This window comes from Nostoc sphaeroides, assembly GCF_003443655.1.
GTDB lineage: Bacteria > Cyanobacteriota > Cyanobacteriia > Cyanobacteriales > Nostocaceae > Nostoc > Nostoc sphaeroides.
On sequence record NZ_CP031941.1, the window covers coordinates 3288598 to 3307116 of the forward strand.

Here is an 18519-nt window from a genome sequence, read left to right on the forward strand (position 1 = left end):
TTTTTATTAAGAGCAAATTGCTCAAACAAATATTAAATTTTTTAAGCGTATTAATAGAGACTAACGCAATGATAAGAAAATGTTATGACTGCTACTAATTTGAAAACGACTGCGATCGCTATAAAAGTATTTACACCACTCAGGCTGGAGCGAGGCGAATACGGTTTGGATAAGAAGATCCCCCCGCCTGACTATTACCCCCTTAAAAAGGGGGTAATAGTCAGTGCTAAGAAATAATTGACGGATAGATTCCTTGTAGAGACGGCGATTTATCGCGTCTCCCTAACCGTCAAAATGAATTTGACAGACCAGTAGAGGAAATTAACCAAATCATCAAAATTAAAATGGCGAATGGAGCATAACTCCATTCGCCAAAGGCTATCCTTAAGCCACTTTCCAAACGTTTATCTTTTATGCAGCCACAAACTTTGAGTTAGTTAAATCAACTAAATGTTTGCTTGCTGCCGTTGATATAATGACCAATACAAACCCTTTTGTTGCAACAATTCTGAGTGAGTACCACGTTCAGCAATCACGCCTTGCTCCAATACCAAAATCAAATCAGCACGTTTGAGAGGGGCAAAACGGTGAGCAATCAAAAACACGGTACGATTAGCAGAAATTTTTTGCAGGTTTTGCAGTACTTGTTGTTCAGTTTCACTATCCAAAGCGCTGGTAGCTTCATCTAAAACTAAAATCGGCGCTTGAGAAAGAAATAACCTTGCAAGAGCAATACGTTGTCTCTGTCCACCAGATAAAGCTGTACCGCGTTCACCAACATTGGTTTCGTAACCGTAGGGTAATTGACTGATGAAATCGTGAGCTACTGCTAGTCTTGCCGCCTCTACTACTTGCTCTGCGGTAATGTCGGGACTACCGAGAGTAATATTTTCCAAAATGGTACCGTTGAATAAAAAGTCTTCTTGGAGAACTACACTAACTTGTTGCCGCAGTGAGGCTAAATCGGCACTTTTTATATCAAAACCATCAATAAGGATGCGTCCTGATTCAATTTGATAGAGGCGTTGCAATAGCTTAGACAGAGTACTTTTACCAGAACCGCTACGTCCGACAATGCCAACAAATTGCCCTGGTTCGGCATTGAAAGATATTCCCCGCAGAATTGCTTCAAAGTTCGGCCGATAACGGAAAAAGACTTGCTCGAAGGTGATTTGTCCTTTCAGGGGTGGTAAAACTAGACCAGTTCCCAGTTCAGCTTCTGGAGAGACGTTGAGAATATCACCAATGCGATCTACAGAAAGTAGCACTTGTTGGAGGGTTTGCCACAACTGTACTAAGCGCAAAAGCGGGCCTGTGACTCTACCAGAGAGCATTTGAAAGGCAACTAGTTGTCCGATTGTAAGCTTTTGTTCGATGACTAATTTTGCGCCAAACCAGAGAATCAGTATGGTAGACAAATTGGTAAGAAAGTCACCAATATTGCTGCTGATATTTGAGGTAGTAGAAGCTTTAAAACCTGTGCGAATGAAGCGAGCAAATAAGCCTTCCCAGCGATCGCGGGCTACTGGTTCGGCTGCATGGGCTTTAACGGAGTGAATTCCGGTGATTGTCTCTACTAGAAACGATTGACTATCGGCACTCCGGTTAAAAGTCTCGTTGAGCCAGTTACGCAGAATTGGTGTTGCAACTATCGTCAATGTGGCAAACAGTGGCAGTACTGCTAAGGCTACAAAGGTGAGTGGGATATTATAGTAAAACATCAATGCTAGGTACACCACAGCAAAGATGCTATCCAGAATCACAGTTAATGCTGTACCTGTGAGAAACTGACGGATTTGTTCGAGTTCCTGGACTCGTGCTACTGTGTCTCCGACGCGCCTCGACTCAAAATAAGCCAAAGGCAGACGCATCAGATGGCGAAATAGCTGTGCAGATAAACTCAAATCGAGACGACGAGCTGTATGGGTAAAGATGAATAGGCGCAGAATGCCAAGTATGGACTCAAATATGGCTACGAACAAAAGTGCGATCGCCATGACATCGAGAGTTGGCAAACTCTCCTGCACCATCACTTTATCAATGACGACTTGCGTAATTAGTGGTGTTGTTAACCCCAAAAGCTGCAAGGTAAAAGATGCTAACAATACTTCTGTGAGCAATCCCTTATATTTCCAAACTGCTGGAGTAAACCAACTGAGGTTAAATTTTTCTTGCTGGGATATGAGTTCTACTTGCCACAATCGCCCATCCCAACACGCTTCAACTATCGACTGCGGTAAGCTTTCACAAATGCGATCGGGATTTAGAGGGTTAGCGATAATTAAGCGATCGCCTTTAACTCCATAAGCCACTACCCAGGATGGACTCTGGGGTGAATCAGAATTCCACAGCAGTAAAGCTGGAAATGACAATTGTCGCAACTCACCCCAACTTACTTGTAAGCGCCGCAACACTAACCCTAACTTTTCTCCTGCTTCCACAACCTGTTTTGGGCGTTGTCCTCTGAGTTGGCGCTGCACCCATTCCAGTTGCACAGAATTTTCTAACTGTTGCGCCACCATTGTTAAACAAGCAGCAGCAGTGTTCCAGCTAGCAACAAAGGGATAATTTGAGACGATCAGATTGGCAGGCGGAAGTCCTCTTTGGGGTTGGATGCTGTGGGGGCTGGAAGTTCCCTGTGAGACTGGCGCTAGTGAAGGAGTGGAAGAGAAGGAAAATGTGTCTTTCTCTCTCTCCATGTCCACTGGTAACACTTGCCAGAATTCCTGAATTTGTGGGTTAGAAAATTCTGCCCACAGCGCTGTATGCCAACATACTACTACTACTTCTTTACTAGCAGCTACAGCTTTAAAATCCGCAGATAGCTTTTGGAAGTCACCAAACCAATCCCCCACATCTAGGGCGGCTATTGGTTTACCAACGCCTTCTTCTCGTAAACGAACTTTCCCAGCTACAATTAAGAATTGGTAACCGCCAACATCGTTTGACCAGATTTTCTCTCCAAGACGATACTGACGAGTTTGAGACTCCTTTTCCAATCGGGATTGTTGTTCGGGAGTCAGCCAACATAACGGTGGCTGATTCCAAGGCAAAGAAGCTAGCACTTTTAATCGTAAAGATTCATTATCCAGAATATTTAACTCACTTGTAATTTGACTGTCAGTTTTTGAATTTTCTCTGCTAGCCATTTCTCAAACAACTCATTTTGTAGTGCAAGATTTAGTTGAGTATCTTCTAAAGACGCTGGCAGAAATTGTTCTACTCGAAACAAACCATAAGGTACTTCTCCTTGGGGAGAGTCTTTGCCAACGATTTCTATTGGCCCGATCAATTGTCCAGGACTGGCCACATCAATAGCTGCCCGTAATATATCCGGCATACTTCCTCGGCTGACTATTCCCATCATCCCGTTCACAATTCGGTCATCTGAAAGGGAATACTCTTTAGCTAGTTGCTCAAAACTACCTCCTTCTTCAATTTGGGTGTGTAGTTCGTCTGCTAATTCTCGATTATCAACAACGATCCGAGAAAGTACCACCCGATCTAAAAAAATTTTGCGTTCAATAAAATATTCTGGGACTTTTGCTTGAGTCACTACAGTTTTTAGCTTTTCTAACTTGTAGCCAAAAGCCACCGATGTGTGAAAGGTAGCGTAATCTGTGTTGTTGGCTTTTAACCATTCTTGAAAACTTTGGGGGTCAATCAGTTGGTTTTTCAGCCTAAAGTCAATAATTGCCTGTTCAGTTATTGCTGTACCAATCTCAATATCGTCTCGTGTTCGGATTTCTTCCTCAATTACGTACTGGCGGAGAATATCCCCAATGAACTGTCCCAATTTTCCAGAGGCTTGCAGGTACTTTACTGCTGACTCAATAGAAATTATTTTGTCATTGATTGTCAAAAATGATGAAGATTCCATGAACTAACTATGTGAAAATGATTAAGAACTTATAAGACTTTTAAATTAAATCATATAAAAAGTATTTGGTCATTGATGATTAAATATGATAAAGATTTTATGAACTAATTACATCTAAATGGTCAAAACATTATATAACTAGTAAATAAAATAATTTCCCATAATTACTTTTACGGTCTAGTGGGGACAGAACAGGATTTAAAATATCAGTTATAAGCCAAAACCAGTCGTGTAACCAAATCTTTATAAATTCAGAGAAATAATCAGGTAGATCAGCTAATAAGCATTTATACCAATTTAATGTGAAGCTGCACTAAATGAGTAACTCTCTATTCTTGGCGCTCTTCTCTAACGAGACGCTACGCGTTGGCGTACTTGGTGAAGCAGTCCGGTCTTGGGGGTTTCCCCCATGAGGAACTGCTGAACCCGAAGGGCGGTTCGTTTAATATTCTATGCATCTTCATACAGAATTGGTATTAGTTGTATAAAAGCAGTACTGGAGCCGCTTACTTCAAGCTAATTATTCTGGAAAAATGAATGATGACTAGGTTAGATAGGCGAAAATAAAGTAAAACATATTAAGAATTGTTTCTTGCCAGTTGCTTATATAACCAAAGTTGTAGCATCTGAAGGCGTAACCTTAATAAGTAATCCTTTATTCTCATCTGTCTACTTAATTATACTGATCCATGTCCAGGCAAGTAGCACAGCCGCGATCGCACCGATCAATGTATTAAAAATGTTTACTACCTCATTAGTCAGCCAAGTATACTTAGATTGCAATGTTGCCCCAATCACACTTTCTAAGTTAGTGGCAATAAATGCTGCCAGTACACACCAAGCTACTCCTAATAGATCAATTAAACCAACTCCCCAACCAACAAATGCGATCGCTACAGAAGCCACAATCCCAGCTAAAGTCCCCTCTAAACTTACCGCCCCTTCTGTACCGCGAGGCACTGGTTGGAGTGTGGTAATTAGAAAGGTGCTTTTACCATAAGCCTTACCAACTTCACTAGCAGTGGTATCAGCCAGCTTGGTACTGAAACTCGCTACATAGGCTAACAATAATAGGGACTGGGGATTGGGGACTAGAGATTGGGAACTAGGTACAATAAATCCCGAATTTATTATCCCTACTCCCAAAGCACAAAGCGCCCCAGTCAAAGCCGAACCCCAAACATTTTCTGGGCCTCTTGCCCCAGAACGCTTTTCGGCAATTCCTTCAGCCTCCTTCTGCGCCATTCCGATGCGGGTAACGCCAGAACCAACAAGAAAATAGAACATTACTACTGCATATCCTTGCCAGCCTAAAGTTACCCAAATTAGGATGGCCAGAAACCAAGCATGGAATAATCCAGCAGGGGTAAGCAGCTTTTTCGGAGCAATCCAAGCTAAACCCAATAGAATTGTGTTTAATACTACCGCCACCAACCAGGGATTAACAGAATTAATTAAGGATGACATCAGCAATTAATCAATGAGTAATTTTGTCTGAATATCAACAGAATAACTAATTTGTTACCCTTAGTAGCGTAAGGGGGAAGTCAAAAATCAAAATTATACAACGTAAGAGTTTCGTTGATTTGGAATGAGTGTTTTATTTACGTCGTGCTGTACTAGTACTTAATTTATGACACCTCCGCAGCTAAAGTAATATGTTTGTATTATTAACTAAATAATTATGTGTAAATTATGTAGATGCAGGGCGAAGTCTACAGTTCTAGGGTGCAGCAGATGAAGTGGTACTCAATCTCCAATCTTAGTTATAAGGATAAAGGATATAAGTTAATGTCAATTAAAATTGTGTTCAAGTTGACCACAATTAAGATTTAACAGCATAAATTGTAGATAGCATCAACTACTAGTACAGCGCGGCGTAAATAAAGCTACAATTTTAAAACTTGCAAATGTCTTAATATACAAAACTTTTGACTTTTGACTTTTGACTTTTTTACCCTGAGCGCAGCCGAAGGGTGACTTCCGCCTTGCGGTACTAGTCTTTTCCACACAACCTATGAGCCAAACTTTATTTCATCTTGCTTTCCCTGTGACTGACATTGCCCAAACAAAAGCATATTACGTGGATGGCTTGGGCTGCATTCCTGGTCGTGAAAACCATCACGCCCTGATTCTTAATCTCTACGGTCATCAATTAGTAGCTCACGTTACCAAAGAACCCTTGACACCGCAACACAGTATATATCCTAGACACTTTGGGCTAATTTTTACCCAAGAACGTGACTGGCAAGACTTACTAGAAAGGGCACAACAACAACAGCTACCTTTTCGTGAGGAAACCAAAAACCGCTTTGTTGGTTCTCCTCTTGAGCATCGCACTTTCTTTTTAGAAGATCCTTTTTATAACCTCATGGAGTTCAAGTATTATCGTCACCCAGAGGCGATTTTTGGGAGTTACGAACATACGCAAATTGGGGATAGGGGTTAAGTAATTCGTAATTCGTAATTCGTAATTCGTAATTTAAAGAGGAATAAATTCAGTGTGGCAAGCATTCTAGTAGAGCGATCGCGGAAATAAATATACCATTTCAAATCGCGTAAGAAGCTCAAAATATTATTATGCGTGAATGCGTGACTTTCGCCTTGCGGTACTAGCTACTGACTGGATTTTTTATTCAGTAAGGGTAACTTAATCGGTTCTGTTAAAGCTGCTTTTACTGCTGCTAGACTTCTAGGGTCTGTCAGCATCCAAGGGTGTAGAGCAACTGGTACTATGACTTCGCTTCCTACGGACATTTGTGAACTATTGGCTGGGACAATCATCAAATCATAAGGTGTCCAGATAGACGTAAAATCTAGCTGCCCCAACATTACAGCATCAGAATTTAAATCCTTGAGAAAAACGCTGTCCGGGCGCATTTGCACGCAACCAGGACGCCAGGAACCATAAGCAACCACAGTTCCATGATGGGGTGAAGATATTGTGATAAATCTCTGAACGCGGTTAATTCCTCCCAATCGCTGGACATAGTAACGGCTGACAATTCCTCCCATGCTGAAGCCTACTAAATCTAGGCATTGTTCTGGTGCAAAGGTGGCTGTAACATAATCTGCTACTTGCTTTGCCAACTCATCAAGACCCACATCACCATTATTAGGTACGAGATCGAGGGAATATACAGACCAACCCTGTAATCCTAAGTGACCCGCCATTTTATGAAAAACTGCCTCTGTGTCGTCAATTCCATGTATTAACAAAACAGGATTGCGTTGTTGATTTTCAATGTTCATTTACAAAATCTGGCTCAATTTTAGGGTGTATTTCACTTTTGTAGGTACATACTGCTCTACAAACTGAAGCTGTTGCTTTTCGGATTCTTTAAAAGACATTTTTGCAAAACTGAAATGCTCCCAAAGATAGTTCGTATAAAATTTAACTTATAGCCAGCGCTATTTGCCAACAGACTATGACACTCCCCCCTCTGGTTGTTTTCTTCAATCAGCAATTTTAAAACAAAGAAATGTTAATTTTTGTAAAGCCTGCTTTCAGAATCTTGCTCTTAGTTACAGTAAAATTTAATAATTAGTTCTCGGTGTATACAGGCCGCAAGTGCTTGCAAAAGAACATTTGCCCAATAGTTTTACTACAATGTTGATTAAGCACAAACCTATAAGGGTTGTCACCAGAATGGGGTGACGCAAAGTAGAAAATGTAACATTTTGTCGTAATTTTTAACAATTACGGTCGAGTTTCAAATATAAAAGGTAAAAGGCAGGAGTAATTGTAATGGATTTTATCAAAAAGTTAATTTCGGGTATTCTGGGTTTCATTACCGGACTGTTACCAGGCAAGAAGAAAAGCAACGGCTACTTTTTGGAATTGGACGAAGCCAAAGATGCTGCTAAAGATGCTGCTCAAGAAGTAGCATCAAACGTAAAGAAAGTAGCAGAGACAGTTGCATCAAATGTTAAGAAAGTAACGGCAACAGAAGCACCAGAAGCACCAGAAGCACCAGAAGCATCCAAGCCAGCTTCTTTGAACGGAACAAAAACCGCCGCAGCTAAAACTAAGGAAAAATCAGCGAAAAATCCTAAACCAGCCGATGTTACGCTAGTGCAGACTGCTGAGGGTCTTAAAATTGAACCTGGCAAAAATGCAAAAGCAGCAGCAGCCAAAGTCCTCAAAGAGGAGCCAAAAGAAACTACCTTTGCGCCTAAATATCTCGCTCCTTCGGCTACTAGCTCTAATGGCCGTCGGCGTCCAGGGGCAAATATGAGCGCTTTCTTAGACATGGCACGTCAGGTTAAAACCCCTGGTTAAATCATAGAGACGCGAAATTTCGCGTCTCTATACTACCGATGAGTTAATTGTGAATACGCAATATTAAGACAAGTTTACCAGTTGTAGATGGAAGAACTCTCCAAAGTAGGAGCGATCGCTTAATTTTCTCCACTACAACTGCAATCTTTTTGGGTTTTTCTTAAACTAGGTAAGTAGCTCGGCATAAATAAAAGTTTGTAGTAAGGACTTTAGTCCTGATAATGCTTGTTTTGAGCGATGAATCGCTCACTACGAACTAGGATTTTATTTTATGTTTAATTATACTTGCTTACTTAATAAGTAAATTAATTACGAATTATGAATTATTTAACAAATACCAGTCCACTATATAAATGAAAAGCTGAGTCCCAATTAGTATGTTCCCTACGCAACAAATGAATGTGAGACTTAATATGACCCAGCATTTCTGTTTGATCTAATGTTGTATCTGCAAAAGATGTGAAATCTGACCAAATTTTGACTTTAGGTAGTTGCTGGTCAATCCAACTTGATAAACTATTCCAATTAATTCTGATTGTATTTTGGCTAGCCTGGGGAATAATTTCTAAATTTTGCTGAAATTCATAGCCGTTATCATAAAGTCGGAGAATGCAACGTCTACCAGGTATGTGTAAATCACAAAACTGAGCATAGTCTTGTGTTTGAGTTTTCCATTCCAGTTTACGGCGGGCATTAACATCTACAACTTGTTCAAAAATAGGTAACAGTCCCACTACTCTTGCTGTAACTTCTGACCAGTCAAAGGTAAGAGAACCGAGTTGATTTGTCTCATTACGGCAAACAACTGTAGCTTGTGGGGTAGATTCTTGGAAATATTTGACTTGATAAACTTGAATTTGTTGAATTTGAGCTATTGTTGCCCAAAAGCAAGGAATACCAGCCTGCTGTAACTGTTTCCCGTAAAATTTTAGTTCTCCCACTGGGCCAATGCGGTACAACCTCCAGCCACGGCTTGGTAGTAGCAGCCTTGCAGTATAGGGGTCTAGCTGCATAATCTGGGCAAATTTGCGAGACGCTTTTGTTTTGAGTTCGTTACTGAGTGGCTCTAAAACTAGTACGCCCAGTTCGCTGTTATTCCCTTCGGCTGTTGCTTGAGAAATGGCTCTTTGTCTTTCTTCTAGTTCGATTTCTTGTAGCCGTCCCAAACCTTGACGTGCGAGGGTCACTACTCTACTATTCCTCGTATCTCGCAACAGTTGCCGATAAACTTTTTCCGCATCCTGGAGCTTTCCAGATACTTCATGTAGACGACCGAGATAAAATTGTACCCAAGGATGTTCTGGCGATTCTACTAGCAACTGTTTCAGTAATTTAGCAGCTGTTTGATAATCTTTACGCTCAAAGGCGATCGCAACTTGCTCAATCATGTTTCAACCCACTGGATCAATGTCTCGCGCAAAATCACTTTTGCGTGAGCTATAAATCATTTATACTTCACAAGCTGCGGTAATTAAGGATAATGCTACTACTGGGGCTGTAACTGCTCTCAGGATGCGACGACCAAGGGAAACAGGCTCAAATCCAAATGCGATCGCATTCTCTACTTCTTGTGTTGTCCATCCTCCCTCTGGCCCGGTAGCAATAACAATTGTTTCTTGTCCTATGTCATTTGTCATTTGTCCTTTGGGCTGTAAGCAATCTTTTAAATGGGGAAATTGACCACGCGCCACACAGATATATTGCTGGCTGTTTGCAAATGACAGATGACTAATGACCAATGACAAACCAGTATTAAAAGTAACAGGCTCTAAAATTGTTGGTACAAAAGAGCGCTCTGATTGCTCGGCGGCTTCCGCAGCGATGCGCCGCCAGCGTTCGAGCTTTTGAGGACTAGGATGAAGCAAAGTGCGATCGCTCAATACTGGTGCAATACAAGTTACTCCCAACTCCGTACAACACCGCACTACTTCATCAAATCCATTGCCTTTGGGCAACGCCACCATCAGCGTAATTGATACAGGTAATTCTGTTTCTACCAAAAGCGCTTCTAAAACCTGTGCTTGTTCCCCTACTAGCTGCGCCAACCACCATTTTCCTTTACCATCCATTGCAATAAAGCGATCGCCTTCACGCAAGCGCAACACGCGCCCCAAATAATGTTGCTGTTCTTTGGTGAGCAAAATTTGCCCTTGTTGGAATTGGGAGGGTGCGATCGCTATTCGTTGCAGTTGAGACATTTTTCTTAATAAATTATTGCCCTGCTGTAGATATCTGCTGTCTAACCCAAGTACGAAAAGCACGAGTTACTGCTATTTGTCCAACTTTCTTGCTTTCTTGGATAAATCGGGGAATCTCCGTCACCAGCAAAGGCGCAAAAGTTGGACTGCGATCGCTTTGCGAGTATTGTCCATTATTAAGGGCGTAGATTCTCAAAACATTTCCGTTATAACGCCAGAATTCTGGGACTCCCATTGAAGCATAAAGAGCTAACTTGTCTATCTTGGATCTGGAATATTCTACTTCCAATACTAAGTCTGGTGGCGGGTCTGTATTCAGGTCAATATTTTCTTTGTTGCGGACTAAGAATTCATTTTGGATATAGTAGCTACTGTCCGGCTCGGCTCCTCGTTCCAAATCATCCCGCGTCATAGTCAACGAACCAGCGCTTTTAACTTCTAAACCAAATTCTTCACACAGCACAAGAACAAAACCTTCAATGAGACGGTTTGAATTCTCGTGCGGCATTAGCGGAGTCATAATTTCTACTATTCCGTTGTCATAAGCTAGCCTTTTATTTCGCTCACATCCCATATCTGCCAGCATAGCTTTGAATGTCTGCCAGCTGATGTTTTGCAGCACATCCCTAGTTTCTGCGAATTTTGCTGTCGTTACCATAGTTGAGTTTTCCTGTGGATGTGTTACCTAATACCATTTCTTTGTGAGGCTGCGCCAAACCCTTTTAACTTCTTTCTTTCTTTCTTTCTTTCTTTCTTTCTTTCTTTCTTTCTTTCTTTGTGTCCTTTGCGTCCTTTGCGGTTCGTTCTTCTTCTTTGTAGTTAAATATGGTTTAGCGCATCTTCATACAGAATTAATCAGGACTTACGCACTGTACAAAATAACTATCTTGTGTACCAACGTAAATACGTTGTTTCAGGCTTTTGTCTATCACCCTTGATTGGGCGCGATCGCCAAAATATCATTGAAAAATCTAGCTATAAGCCTTGAAAATTATACCTGCTATTTTGGCTTTTCTGTCAATGCGTAAGTCCTATTAATATAACTGTATTAGGATTTACGCGAGAAAGACACAGATGGATTTATCTGTGTCTCTCTTTGATTTCATTATCTTCAATTTTTCGGCTTACGAAAGATTCTGGAAATAAGCCTCTAGCGCTTCAGTCACCAACTGAGTCATCGGCTTACCTTGACTTTCTGCTACTTCCTTCAACTTGCCATAAACCTCTTCTTTCAAATTCACCCGATGGCGCGATTTGTTTGCACCATTAGCGGTATTAGGATCGTAGCTAGCAGCAAATTCGCGGATGGCATCAAAACCAACGCGATCGCAAAAATCACCGAATTTTTCCTTCGATTTCCGAGATTTTTTAAAGTAAACAAAAATCGGCTCTAGGAAGGTGTCTAAATCATTATGGTGCAGCTTCTCTGTGTAAGGTTGTGCCAATCGAGTCTGATTTGGCGAACCCCCTAACCATAATTGGTAAGATTCTGGAGCGCTACCGACAAAGCCCAATTCTGCTAAGTAGGGACGAGCGCAACCGTTGGGGCATCCTGTCATCCTTACCACAAAATGCTCATTTTGTAAACCAACTTTATCTAAAAGGGCGCGAACTCTTTCCAAAATACCTGGTATTGCTCGTTCTGATTCCGTGATTGCCAAGCCGCAAGTGGGCAAAGCCGGACAAGCCATTGCATACCGCACTAACGGTTCGATTTTACTAGGGTCGTCTACGATACCGTGACGGCTGAGAATGTCTTGAATCGCTTCCTTGCTATCTGGTTCGATATCGTAAAAAATCAGGTTGTGGTTCGCTGTTAGACGGATGGACAAGTTGAACTGCTCGACAATTTCCCGCAAAGCGGTTTTCAGTTGAAACGAACCTTCATCTTTGATTCGACCATTGTCAATGGAAATACCTAAGAATAGCTTGCCATCACCTTGTTCATTCCAGCCAAGGAAGTCGTAATATTTGAACTCTGGCAGTGGTTTGAAGGCTTCCACTGGTTTACCGAAATATTCTTCAACTTGGGTGCGGAATTTATCTACACCCCAATCGTTGATTAAATATTTTAATCTGGCATGACGACGATCAGTGCGATCGCCATAATCTCTTTGGGTAGCAACAATCGCTTTCACTATGTCGTAAACGTCATCTTTCGCCACATAACCGATGGGGTCTGCTAACCTAGCAAAAGTTTCTTCTTTACCGTGGGTTCTACCTAAACCACCACCAGCAAAAATATTAAATCCTTCTAATTGCTTCTTCTTATTGGTAATCACTACCAACGTCAGGTCTTGGGAATATAAATCAATCGAATTATCCCCTGGCACCGTCACGCAAATTTTAAACTTGCGGGGCATATAGTAAGTGCCATAAATCGGTTCTTCGTTGTCATGGATAATTGTGCCATTTCCATTGCGTTGTCGCGCCGCCTTAACCTCTGGGGCTTCTTCAGCACTAATTGCTTTTTCCCCATCTAACCAAATTTCGTAATAAGCGCCTGTTTGCGCTGTCAGCAAGTCAGCAATATTTTGGGCATACTCCCAAGCATACTGGTACTCTGGGCGATTCTTAAAGGGGGCTGGTGGTGCCATCACATTGCGATTAATGTCGCCGCAAGCTCCCAAAGTCGAACCCAGGTTCTTGACAATTGTGGCGATCGCTGATTTAAGATTCTTCTTTAAAATTCCGTGCAGTTGGAAACCTTGACGGGTAGTCGCTCGTAAGGTGTGGTTGCCATACTCATCAGCTATTTTATCTAAAGCCAGATATAGCTCCGGCGGTACTAAACCACCCGGATTTTTTGTCCGCAGCATAAACTGGTAATCTTTTTCCTGTCCCTTGGTGCGGTTATCGCGGTTATCCTGCTGGTAAGAACCGTGATACTTCAAAAGCTGCACCGCATTTTCGGTAAAATGAGTAGTGTCTTGAAGGATCTCAGTAGCTACAGGTTCACGCAAAAAATTACTATTTTCCTTGATTCCTTCGACTTTGGAAGGCTTACGGGTTGCGATCGGGGAAGGAGCAGATTTAACCATTAGACTTGTATAGTATTCTCAATAAAGCATTAGTAGACGCCGAATCAGCACCCTTCGGCTATTTTATCCCCGGTAATCCGGCCGGAATAATGAGGAATAGTTTAATTTTACCACGACAAAAGCAGGCTTTGTCAGTGATGTCACACTTAACAAAACCAGCTTTTTGAAGTAGTGAGTTTTAAGTGCTGAGTCCTGAGTACTTAAGTAAATTATAAACTGACTGAGGACTCAATAATCATTTATTTGAAGCGATAGCCAAAACCGCCATTGATGCTAACAGCAGGAGTATCGCTATTTTGGTAAGCACGAAGTCCGACTTTGGCGTTAGTGTAGACGAGGAAATTGTTAGCAACTTCCGATTCAACACCAGCACCTACCACTACTGAATCTTTGTTACCTATGGGAGTTGGCGAGCCATCTTTTTCTACAAAAGAATAACCACCAGTTAAATAGGCATTAGTTCTATTAGCGATAGGCACATCCACAGAAAGTTCTGGGATAATAGCACTTGTCTTATCACTCCAGAGGACATTACCGCGTGCAGAAAATGGCGTAGTTCCTAATTTCACGCGACCTGTGACATTACCACCAAATGTGGCATCATCATTGATACCTTGTCCGCCACTGGTAACACCAGCTGCAACACCAGCACCAACATAGCTAGCATCAGTACCTTTTTTGGTTTCAGCAGAAGCTTGACTAGCTGAGAGAACAAGAGGAGCAATTAGTAAAGAAGACAATGCAGAAATTGTCATGAAAGACTTGAGTAAGCGGTTCATAATTTTTACCAAATTTTGTATTTTTTCCTTGTATATTCCAAGTCGAAAGTTGTATGAGAATGTTCCAAATGTTTCCTAAATTTTATTAAATGAATGTTGCTATTGATGCATAACCCTTACAGGTTAACTATCCCTAAAAATCATAAATAAGCTGTTATAATTACATTCAATGTCTTCTCATCTGGGTTATTTGTTCCAAAAATAGACGCTTTTAAAACTGGCACAATATTTGGAACTAAAACTAAGTCGGGAAATGGTAAATAAAATACCCGATTAACAATTTTTTGCCGAGCTTTTCATAGATGATGAAAAGTAGGCTGTAGCATCTGTTGCAACAAGCTATAGAGGGAATCTATAAAGTTAATTTTGAGCAATTCTTGTGGAGAATGAATAATGCTAACCGCTACAAAAACGTTGTCTGGTTTGATGGGTTTATGTGTCGGTGATGCGTTGGGTGTGCCGGTGGAGTTTACTAGCCGCGCTGAACGAGTAAAATCTCCAGTGACAACGATGCAGGGTTATGGCACATGGAATCAACCACCAGGAACTTGGTCGGATGATAGTTCCTTAAGCTTTTGCTTGGCAGAATGCCTTTGCAGGGGGTATTCGTTGGATGCTATAGCCAATTCCTTCTGGCGTTGGTACAAGGAGGCTTACTGGACTCCCCGTGGCGATGTCTTTGATATTGGTCAAACTACCCACACAGCAATTATGCGCCTGAAACAGGGAGTTGTTCCCCATCAGGCGGGTGGTAAGGTTGAAAATAGTAATGGCAATGGTTCCTTGATGAGAATCTTGCCGATGGCTTATTGTCACAGAAACTTAACTTTAGGCGAATTGTTGGCACGGGTACATGATGTTTCGGCGATTACTCATGCTCATGCGCGATCGCAGATGGCCTGTGGCATTTATATTAGTATTGCAGTGGCGCTCTTGGAAGGGGCTGACCCCCAAACAGCTTATTTACAAGGGTTGCAAGATATCCAACCAATTTATTCTGTGCGGGAATTTTTATTAGAGAAGCCGCATTTTGGCAGAATTTTGAGTGGTGAGATTGCCAAGGTACCAGTAGAAGAGATTAATTCTGGTGGCTATGTGATTGATACCTTAGAATCATCCCTGTGGTGTTTATTAAATAGCTCGTCTTATTCTGAAGCGGTGTTGAAAGCTGTTAACTTAGGTGGAGATACTGATACTACTGCTGCTGTCACCGGTGGGTTAGCGGGAATTTATTACGGCGTGGAAAATATTCCCAAACAATGGATAAATCAAATTGCTCGTAGACAGGACATTATCTACTTGGCAGAGCGTTTTGCAAGGGCTGTCTACAGTTAGAGTTAGGAGTTATAAGTTAAGAGTTAAGAATTATGAAACTCCTAACTCCTAACTCCTAACTCCTAACTCTTAAACCGTAGACAAGGAATAGACCTGACCATCAATTAGCAGTCGTGTAATGCCCTTAGCTTGCAAATGAGTCCGAGCCTTATGGAGCATTTTACTATCAGGAACTTTAATCACGCGATCGCGCTTGGTAGAAAAGCGCTTGGCTACACGATGGTTATCAAACACTGGTAGAGTTCTTTGCTGGGTTTCCAGGCTGGGAATTTGCCCCAAATCACCAAAGTCCTTGAGAGGACGGGTAATTAATTCCGAGGAACGGTCAATCACCAAATAGCAAGTTTTTGGCAAATTGGCTATCGACAGAGGTAAAACTTGAACTGATGCTTCACCTGGTCTTCGTTTTGTGACTAAAGGTCTTTCCTCATCCAAGTCATCATCATCAAAATCTTCTTCCTCAAAGTCATCATCTTCTAAATCATCATCTTCTAAATCGTCCAAATCCTCCGATTCGTCTAGTAAATCTTCACCCAGCATCTGCGCGATGACTGCTGCTCCTGGATGTTTATCCTTTAGCGGTGGGATGGGGATGCTGACTATTTCTGGCAGCTTTGGCTCTGGAGTTTCTAATTTCTCTGTAACTCGCAGCTTTGGTTTTTCCGTCGCCGAGGGGCGTCGCCGCACCCGTCTACTAGCAGCGAGTGACTCCGCCGTTTCCTCTGAGTAAAGTTCCTGCTCTACATGAATTACCCGACGTGGTAGTGGCTCAACCTTTGGCACTTCCACAGGGTGGCTCTCAATGATGGGTGGAACTTCTATCTCCGGCTCTGGTTGAGTCAGCAGAGGTAACTGCTCGTAGCTTACCTGCGCCCTACCCTCAGGAGTTCTCGCAGCCCGCTTTAAGGAGACTAAGTATTCATACTCATCTTCTGGCAAAGTGCTTTTGAGCAGACGACTAATTGTCGAGTTACTCACACCATAGCGGTCTGCCAAAGTTGAGGTTGTTTCGGCAGTCTCTCGATATAACTTCAGAATTTCTTGCTTGTCAGAGTCTGTTAATTTTCTCACGGTAGATACCAAAAATCTTTACTAAGCTCGTTTTCGTCCACTGGTACGGCGCGTTCGTCTTAGTGATGCGTCATATTCTAAGACAGCGCCCAAACCAAATAACACTCCACTAAACACCCAAAACACTTCTAATATCTCTCCACTTTGATAATTGGGGCCTTGGGCATATTTAAACCACATATCTGCAATGTAAAGCGAAAAGGCCGCGGCTGCAATCATTCGCCAAGACTGGGAAACTCTTCCCCCCCAAAAGGCTAGTAGCAGAGTGGTAGCAATAATTAACAAAACCACATCGCTAACTACGTAAAACCAATTCAAAATAGCGACTAGCAGTTCTGAGGGTGTTCCCTGCTGCATAGAAATCCACCATGCTAACAAACTACCGAAAACTGCAATTGCTAACACAATTAGCCACTGCCATTTTTCCAGATTGATTCGCCTGGAAGCCACAGCTAAAATCATGCCTGCGCCAAGTAATAGATAAGTCAGTACAAAAAATATATCGCCTACAGACACATCCGGTTCATCTTTTAAAACTATTTCCGTATAGCCGAAAATTATCCCCCCGACGAAATAGGAAAGCATACCTAAGCCAATCAAGAGCCAAACATTTCGACCACTGACGATTTGCGGACTCAGCCAGTTCCTCAAGCATAAGATACCGGCAGCCAAATAAGCGAAAGCTTCAAAAATATTTGTGCCAATCACATACCACTCGGCGCGGCTTTCTATGCCATCTGCTCCGGGAACTTTGGCACTAAATAACAAAAAGTATAGCAGTGCTAGTACGGCCCAGCCAATATTAGCTAAGACAATGTTCTGAGTGGTGAAAATTGATTTAGAAAGGAACGAATTTTCGTAAGAGTTATTCATAAAACAAGACTTATGTAGATGCTCTCTGGCAGTATTTTGAGTTAAAGGACTGTATATCTAGCAGTGTGTCTGCTAAGTGATGCACAATCGTACACCAAAAGCAAGTGCCATTGGTAATAATTTTGTTACTGCCATAGTTTACCCAGTGGCGATTGATTTAGCCAAGTGATAAACAGCGATCGCTCGGCTTCTGGCATATCTTCTAGCTTATAAATCACTTGTTTGGTAAAATTAGCATTGCCAAAATAGCCCTTTCCTAATCGATGCAGTTCTTGTAACAGGATAACTACATGATTTTCTTGCCAATCAGGTATTTTGGCTGTCGGTAACGGATTAGTAGATACCAAATATTTAACTGCTTCAAGGGTTGATGCTTGGGGAAATTGCTTCTGCTGTAATACTTCGGCAATATCTTTTTCAAATAATGCAGCTTGTTTAGCACCTAAAAACTCTTCAATGTCGATAGAAACACCCTGCAACAGCAAAATACTGGCTTGGATTAAAATCGCCGTTTTGCCATGACCACCTGTATCATTATCCAGTTGCTCTAAACGGATTTTACCCCAAACACTAAAACGTTCGGGTTCTTCGAGTAAAACACAGGCTTTACCTCGGTTATCCGTTAATTCTCTCCATAAGGCTCTAGCTTCTTCTTCTTGACTAGCTTTAAATACGCTAATCAAGCGAAAAGTCTGCCCTTGATAACTGAGAATCGGCACCTGCTGATCCTTTTTTGGGTGCTGAATGCTTGATATTTCAACATCCTGCCGTTTGAGAATAAACATGGCACTAGCAAATAACTCCTCACAGGGGCACTCTTAATATGGAATATATAATGGCATTTGGCAGCATCGCCAAGGCTGAAATTACCTAGCATACTGTGGAAATGAGCCTAGCGATCGCCAGATTCTTCCCGAAGGTAGCCACCCAGAGGGCGTTGGCGTTAACAGGCAAATAACCCCTTGACAACTCAATATATCTAAACCAATACTCCATCTGTTTCGTTTTTAGTGTAAATTGACTAGCTAGCGACTAGCATCTTAGCCTTGCTAGTGGTAAA

At 41.9% G+C, this 18519-nt stretch carries 15 protein-coding genes; 3 read left to right on the forward strand and 12 right to left on the reverse strand.

Going from position 1 to position 18519, the window contains the following annotated elements; genetic code table 11:
* Positions 1-446: 446 nt before the first annotated feature.
* The 3 genes from D1367_RS14470 to D1367_RS14480 all read right to left on the reverse strand — a co-directional run bounded on the left by D1367_RS14470 (position 447) and on the right by D1367_RS14480 (position 5347).
* Complete coding sequence (locus D1367_RS14470; protein ID WP_118167066.1) at positions 447-3149, reverse strand: type I secretion system permease/ATPase; 2703 nt, start codon at positions 3147-3149, stop codon at positions 447-449.
* Positions 3098-3880, reverse strand: a complete 783-nt coding sequence (locus tag D1367_RS14475; RefSeq protein ID WP_118167067.1) for a peptidylprolyl isomerase — start codon at positions 3878-3880, stop codon at positions 3098-3100. Before D1367_RS14475 ends, D1367_RS14470 begins: the two co-directional genes overlap by 52 nt.
* A 669-nt stretch (positions 3881-4549) precedes the next feature.
* The gene (locus tag D1367_RS14480) at positions 4550-5347 is read right to left on the reverse strand and encodes a TIGR00297 family protein (protein WP_118167068.1); all 798 of its coding nucleotides are present in this window, start codon (positions 5345-5347) and stop codon (positions 4550-4552) included.
* 550 nt (positions 5348-5897) lie between these two features.
* Between D1367_RS14480 and D1367_RS14485 the strand changes: the two genes are divergently transcribed.
* On the forward strand, positions 5898-6329 hold the full coding sequence (locus tag D1367_RS14485; RefSeq protein ID WP_118167069.1) for a VOC family protein: 432 nt from the start codon (positions 5898-5900) through the stop codon (positions 6327-6329).
* 167 nt (positions 6330-6496) lie between these two features.
* On the opposite strand, the gene D1367_RS14490 is transcribed toward D1367_RS14485, so the two are convergent.
* Entirely contained in the window at positions 6497-7132 is a 636-nt protein-coding gene (locus D1367_RS14490) for an esterase/lipase family protein (protein WP_118167070.1), read from the reverse strand.
* A 496-nt stretch (positions 7133-7628) separates the two neighbouring features.
* On the opposite strand from D1367_RS14490, the gene D1367_RS14495 reads away from it, so the two are divergent.
* The gene (locus D1367_RS14495) at positions 7629-8162 is read left to right on the forward strand and encodes a hypothetical protein (RefSeq protein ID WP_118167071.1); all 534 of its coding nucleotides are present in this window, start codon (positions 7629-7631) and stop codon (positions 8160-8162) included.
* Between the two features lie 323 nt (positions 8163-8485).
* Here the strand turns inward: D1367_RS14495 and D1367_RS14500 are convergent, their stop codons facing one another.
* The 5 genes from D1367_RS14500 to D1367_RS14520 all read right to left on the reverse strand — a co-directional run bounded on the left by D1367_RS14500 (position 8486) and on the right by D1367_RS14520 (position 14180).
* On the reverse strand, positions 8486-9550 hold the full coding sequence (locus D1367_RS14500; RefSeq protein WP_118167072.1) for a tetratricopeptide repeat protein: 1065 nt from the start codon (positions 9548-9550) through the stop codon (positions 8486-8488).
* 60 nt (positions 9551-9610) lie between these two features.
* The gene (locus tag D1367_RS14505) at positions 9611-10360 is read right to left on the reverse strand and encodes a 16S rRNA (uracil(1498)-N(3))-methyltransferase (RefSeq protein ID WP_118167073.1); all 750 of its coding nucleotides are present in this window, start codon (positions 10358-10360) and stop codon (positions 9611-9613) included.
* A 13-nt stretch (positions 10361-10373) separates the two neighbouring features.
* Entirely contained in the window at positions 10374-11018 is a 645-nt protein-coding gene (locus tag D1367_RS14510; RefSeq protein ID WP_118167074.1) for a Uma2 family endonuclease, read from the reverse strand.
* Between the two features lie 466 nt (positions 11019-11484).
* Positions 11485-13401, reverse strand: coding sequence for a sulfite reductase, ferredoxin dependent (gene sir / locus D1367_RS14515; protein ID WP_118167075.1), 1917 nt, complete (start codon positions 13399-13401; stop codon positions 11485-11487).
* A 239-nt stretch (positions 13402-13640) separates the two neighbouring features.
* Positions 13641-14180 (reverse strand): outer membrane beta-barrel protein, encoded by a 540-nt coding sequence (locus D1367_RS14520; protein WP_118167076.1) that lies wholly within the window; start codon positions 14178-14180, stop codon positions 13641-13643.
* A gap of 393 nt (positions 14181-14573) precedes the next feature.
* Here D1367_RS14520 and D1367_RS14525 point away from each other — a divergent pair, with 393 nt between their 5' ends.
* Positions 14574-15515 carry an ADP-ribosylglycohydrolase family protein gene (locus tag D1367_RS14525; protein ID WP_118167077.1) on the forward strand — a complete coding sequence of 314 codons (942 nt, stop codon included), beginning with the start codon at positions 14574-14576 and terminating at the stop codon, positions 15513-15515.
* A 69-nt stretch (positions 15516-15584) separates the two neighbouring features.
* On the opposite strand, the gene D1367_RS30850 is transcribed toward D1367_RS14525, so the two are convergent.
* The 3 genes from D1367_RS30850 to D1367_RS14545 all read right to left on the reverse strand — a co-directional run bounded on the left by D1367_RS30850 (position 15585) and on the right by D1367_RS14545 (position 18244).
* Positions 15585-16586: a helix-turn-helix domain-containing protein gene (locus D1367_RS30850; protein ID WP_181984839.1), complete on the reverse strand. Its 1002-nt coding sequence runs from the start codon at positions 16584-16586 to the stop codon at positions 15585-15587.
* Between the two features lie 21 nt (positions 16587-16607).
* Complete coding sequence (locus D1367_RS14540) at positions 16608-17459, reverse strand: hypothetical protein (protein ID WP_118167080.1); 852 nt, start codon at positions 17457-17459, stop codon at positions 16608-16610.
* Between the two features lie 125 nt (positions 17460-17584).
* Positions 17585-18244, reverse strand: a complete 660-nt coding sequence (locus D1367_RS14545; RefSeq protein WP_118167081.1) for an Npun_F0813 family protein — start codon at positions 18242-18244, stop codon at positions 17585-17587.
* Between the last annotated feature and the right edge of the window lie 275 nt (positions 18245-18519).

Coding starts and splice junctions, on each gene's coding strand:
- D1367_RS14470 (WP_118167066.1), bottom strand. CDS start 3,149: ATGGCTAGCAGAGAAAATTCAAAAACTGACAGTCAAATTACAAGTGAG.
- D1367_RS14475 (WP_118167067.1), bottom strand. CDS start 3,880: ATGGAATCTTCATCATTTTTGACAATCAATGACAAAATAATTTCTATT.
- D1367_RS14480 (WP_118167068.1), bottom strand. CDS start 5,347: ATGTCATCCTTAATTAATTCTGTTAATCCCTGGTTGGTGGCGGTAGTA.
- D1367_RS14485 (WP_118167069.1), top strand. CDS start 5,898: ATGAGCCAAACTTTATTTCATCTTGCTTTCCCTGTGACTGACATTGCC.
- D1367_RS14490 (WP_118167070.1), bottom strand. CDS start 7,132: ATGAACATTGAAAATCAACAACGCAATCCTGTTTTGTTAATACATGGA.
- D1367_RS14495 (WP_118167071.1), top strand. CDS start 7,629: ATGGATTTTATCAAAAAGTTAATTTCGGGTATTCTGGGTTTCATTACC.
- D1367_RS14500 (WP_118167072.1), bottom strand. CDS start 9,550: ATGATTGAGCAAGTTGCGATCGCCTTTGAGCGTAAAGATTATCAAACA.
- D1367_RS14505 (WP_118167073.1), bottom strand. CDS start 10,360: ATGTCTCAACTGCAACGAATAGCGATCGCACCCTCCCAATTCCAACAA.
- D1367_RS14510 (WP_118167074.1), bottom strand. CDS start 11,018: ATGGTAACGACAGCAAAATTCGCAGAAACTAGGGATGTGCTGCAAAAC.
- sir (WP_118167075.1), bottom strand. CDS start 13,401: ATGGTTAAATCTGCTCCTTCCCCGATCGCAACCCGTAAGCCTTCCAAA.
- D1367_RS14520 (WP_118167076.1), bottom strand. CDS start 14,180: ATGAACCGCTTACTCAAGTCTTTCATGACAATTTCTGCATTGTCTTCT.
- D1367_RS14525 (WP_118167077.1), top strand. CDS start 14,574: ATGCTAACCGCTACAAAAACGTTGTCTGGTTTGATGGGTTTATGTGTC.
- D1367_RS14540 (WP_118167080.1), bottom strand. CDS start 17,459: ATGAATAACTCTTACGAAAATTCGTTCCTTTCTAAATCAATTTTCACC.
- D1367_RS14545 (WP_118167081.1), bottom strand. CDS start 18,244: ATGTTTATTCTCAAACGGCAGGATGTTGAAATATCAAGCATTCAGCAC.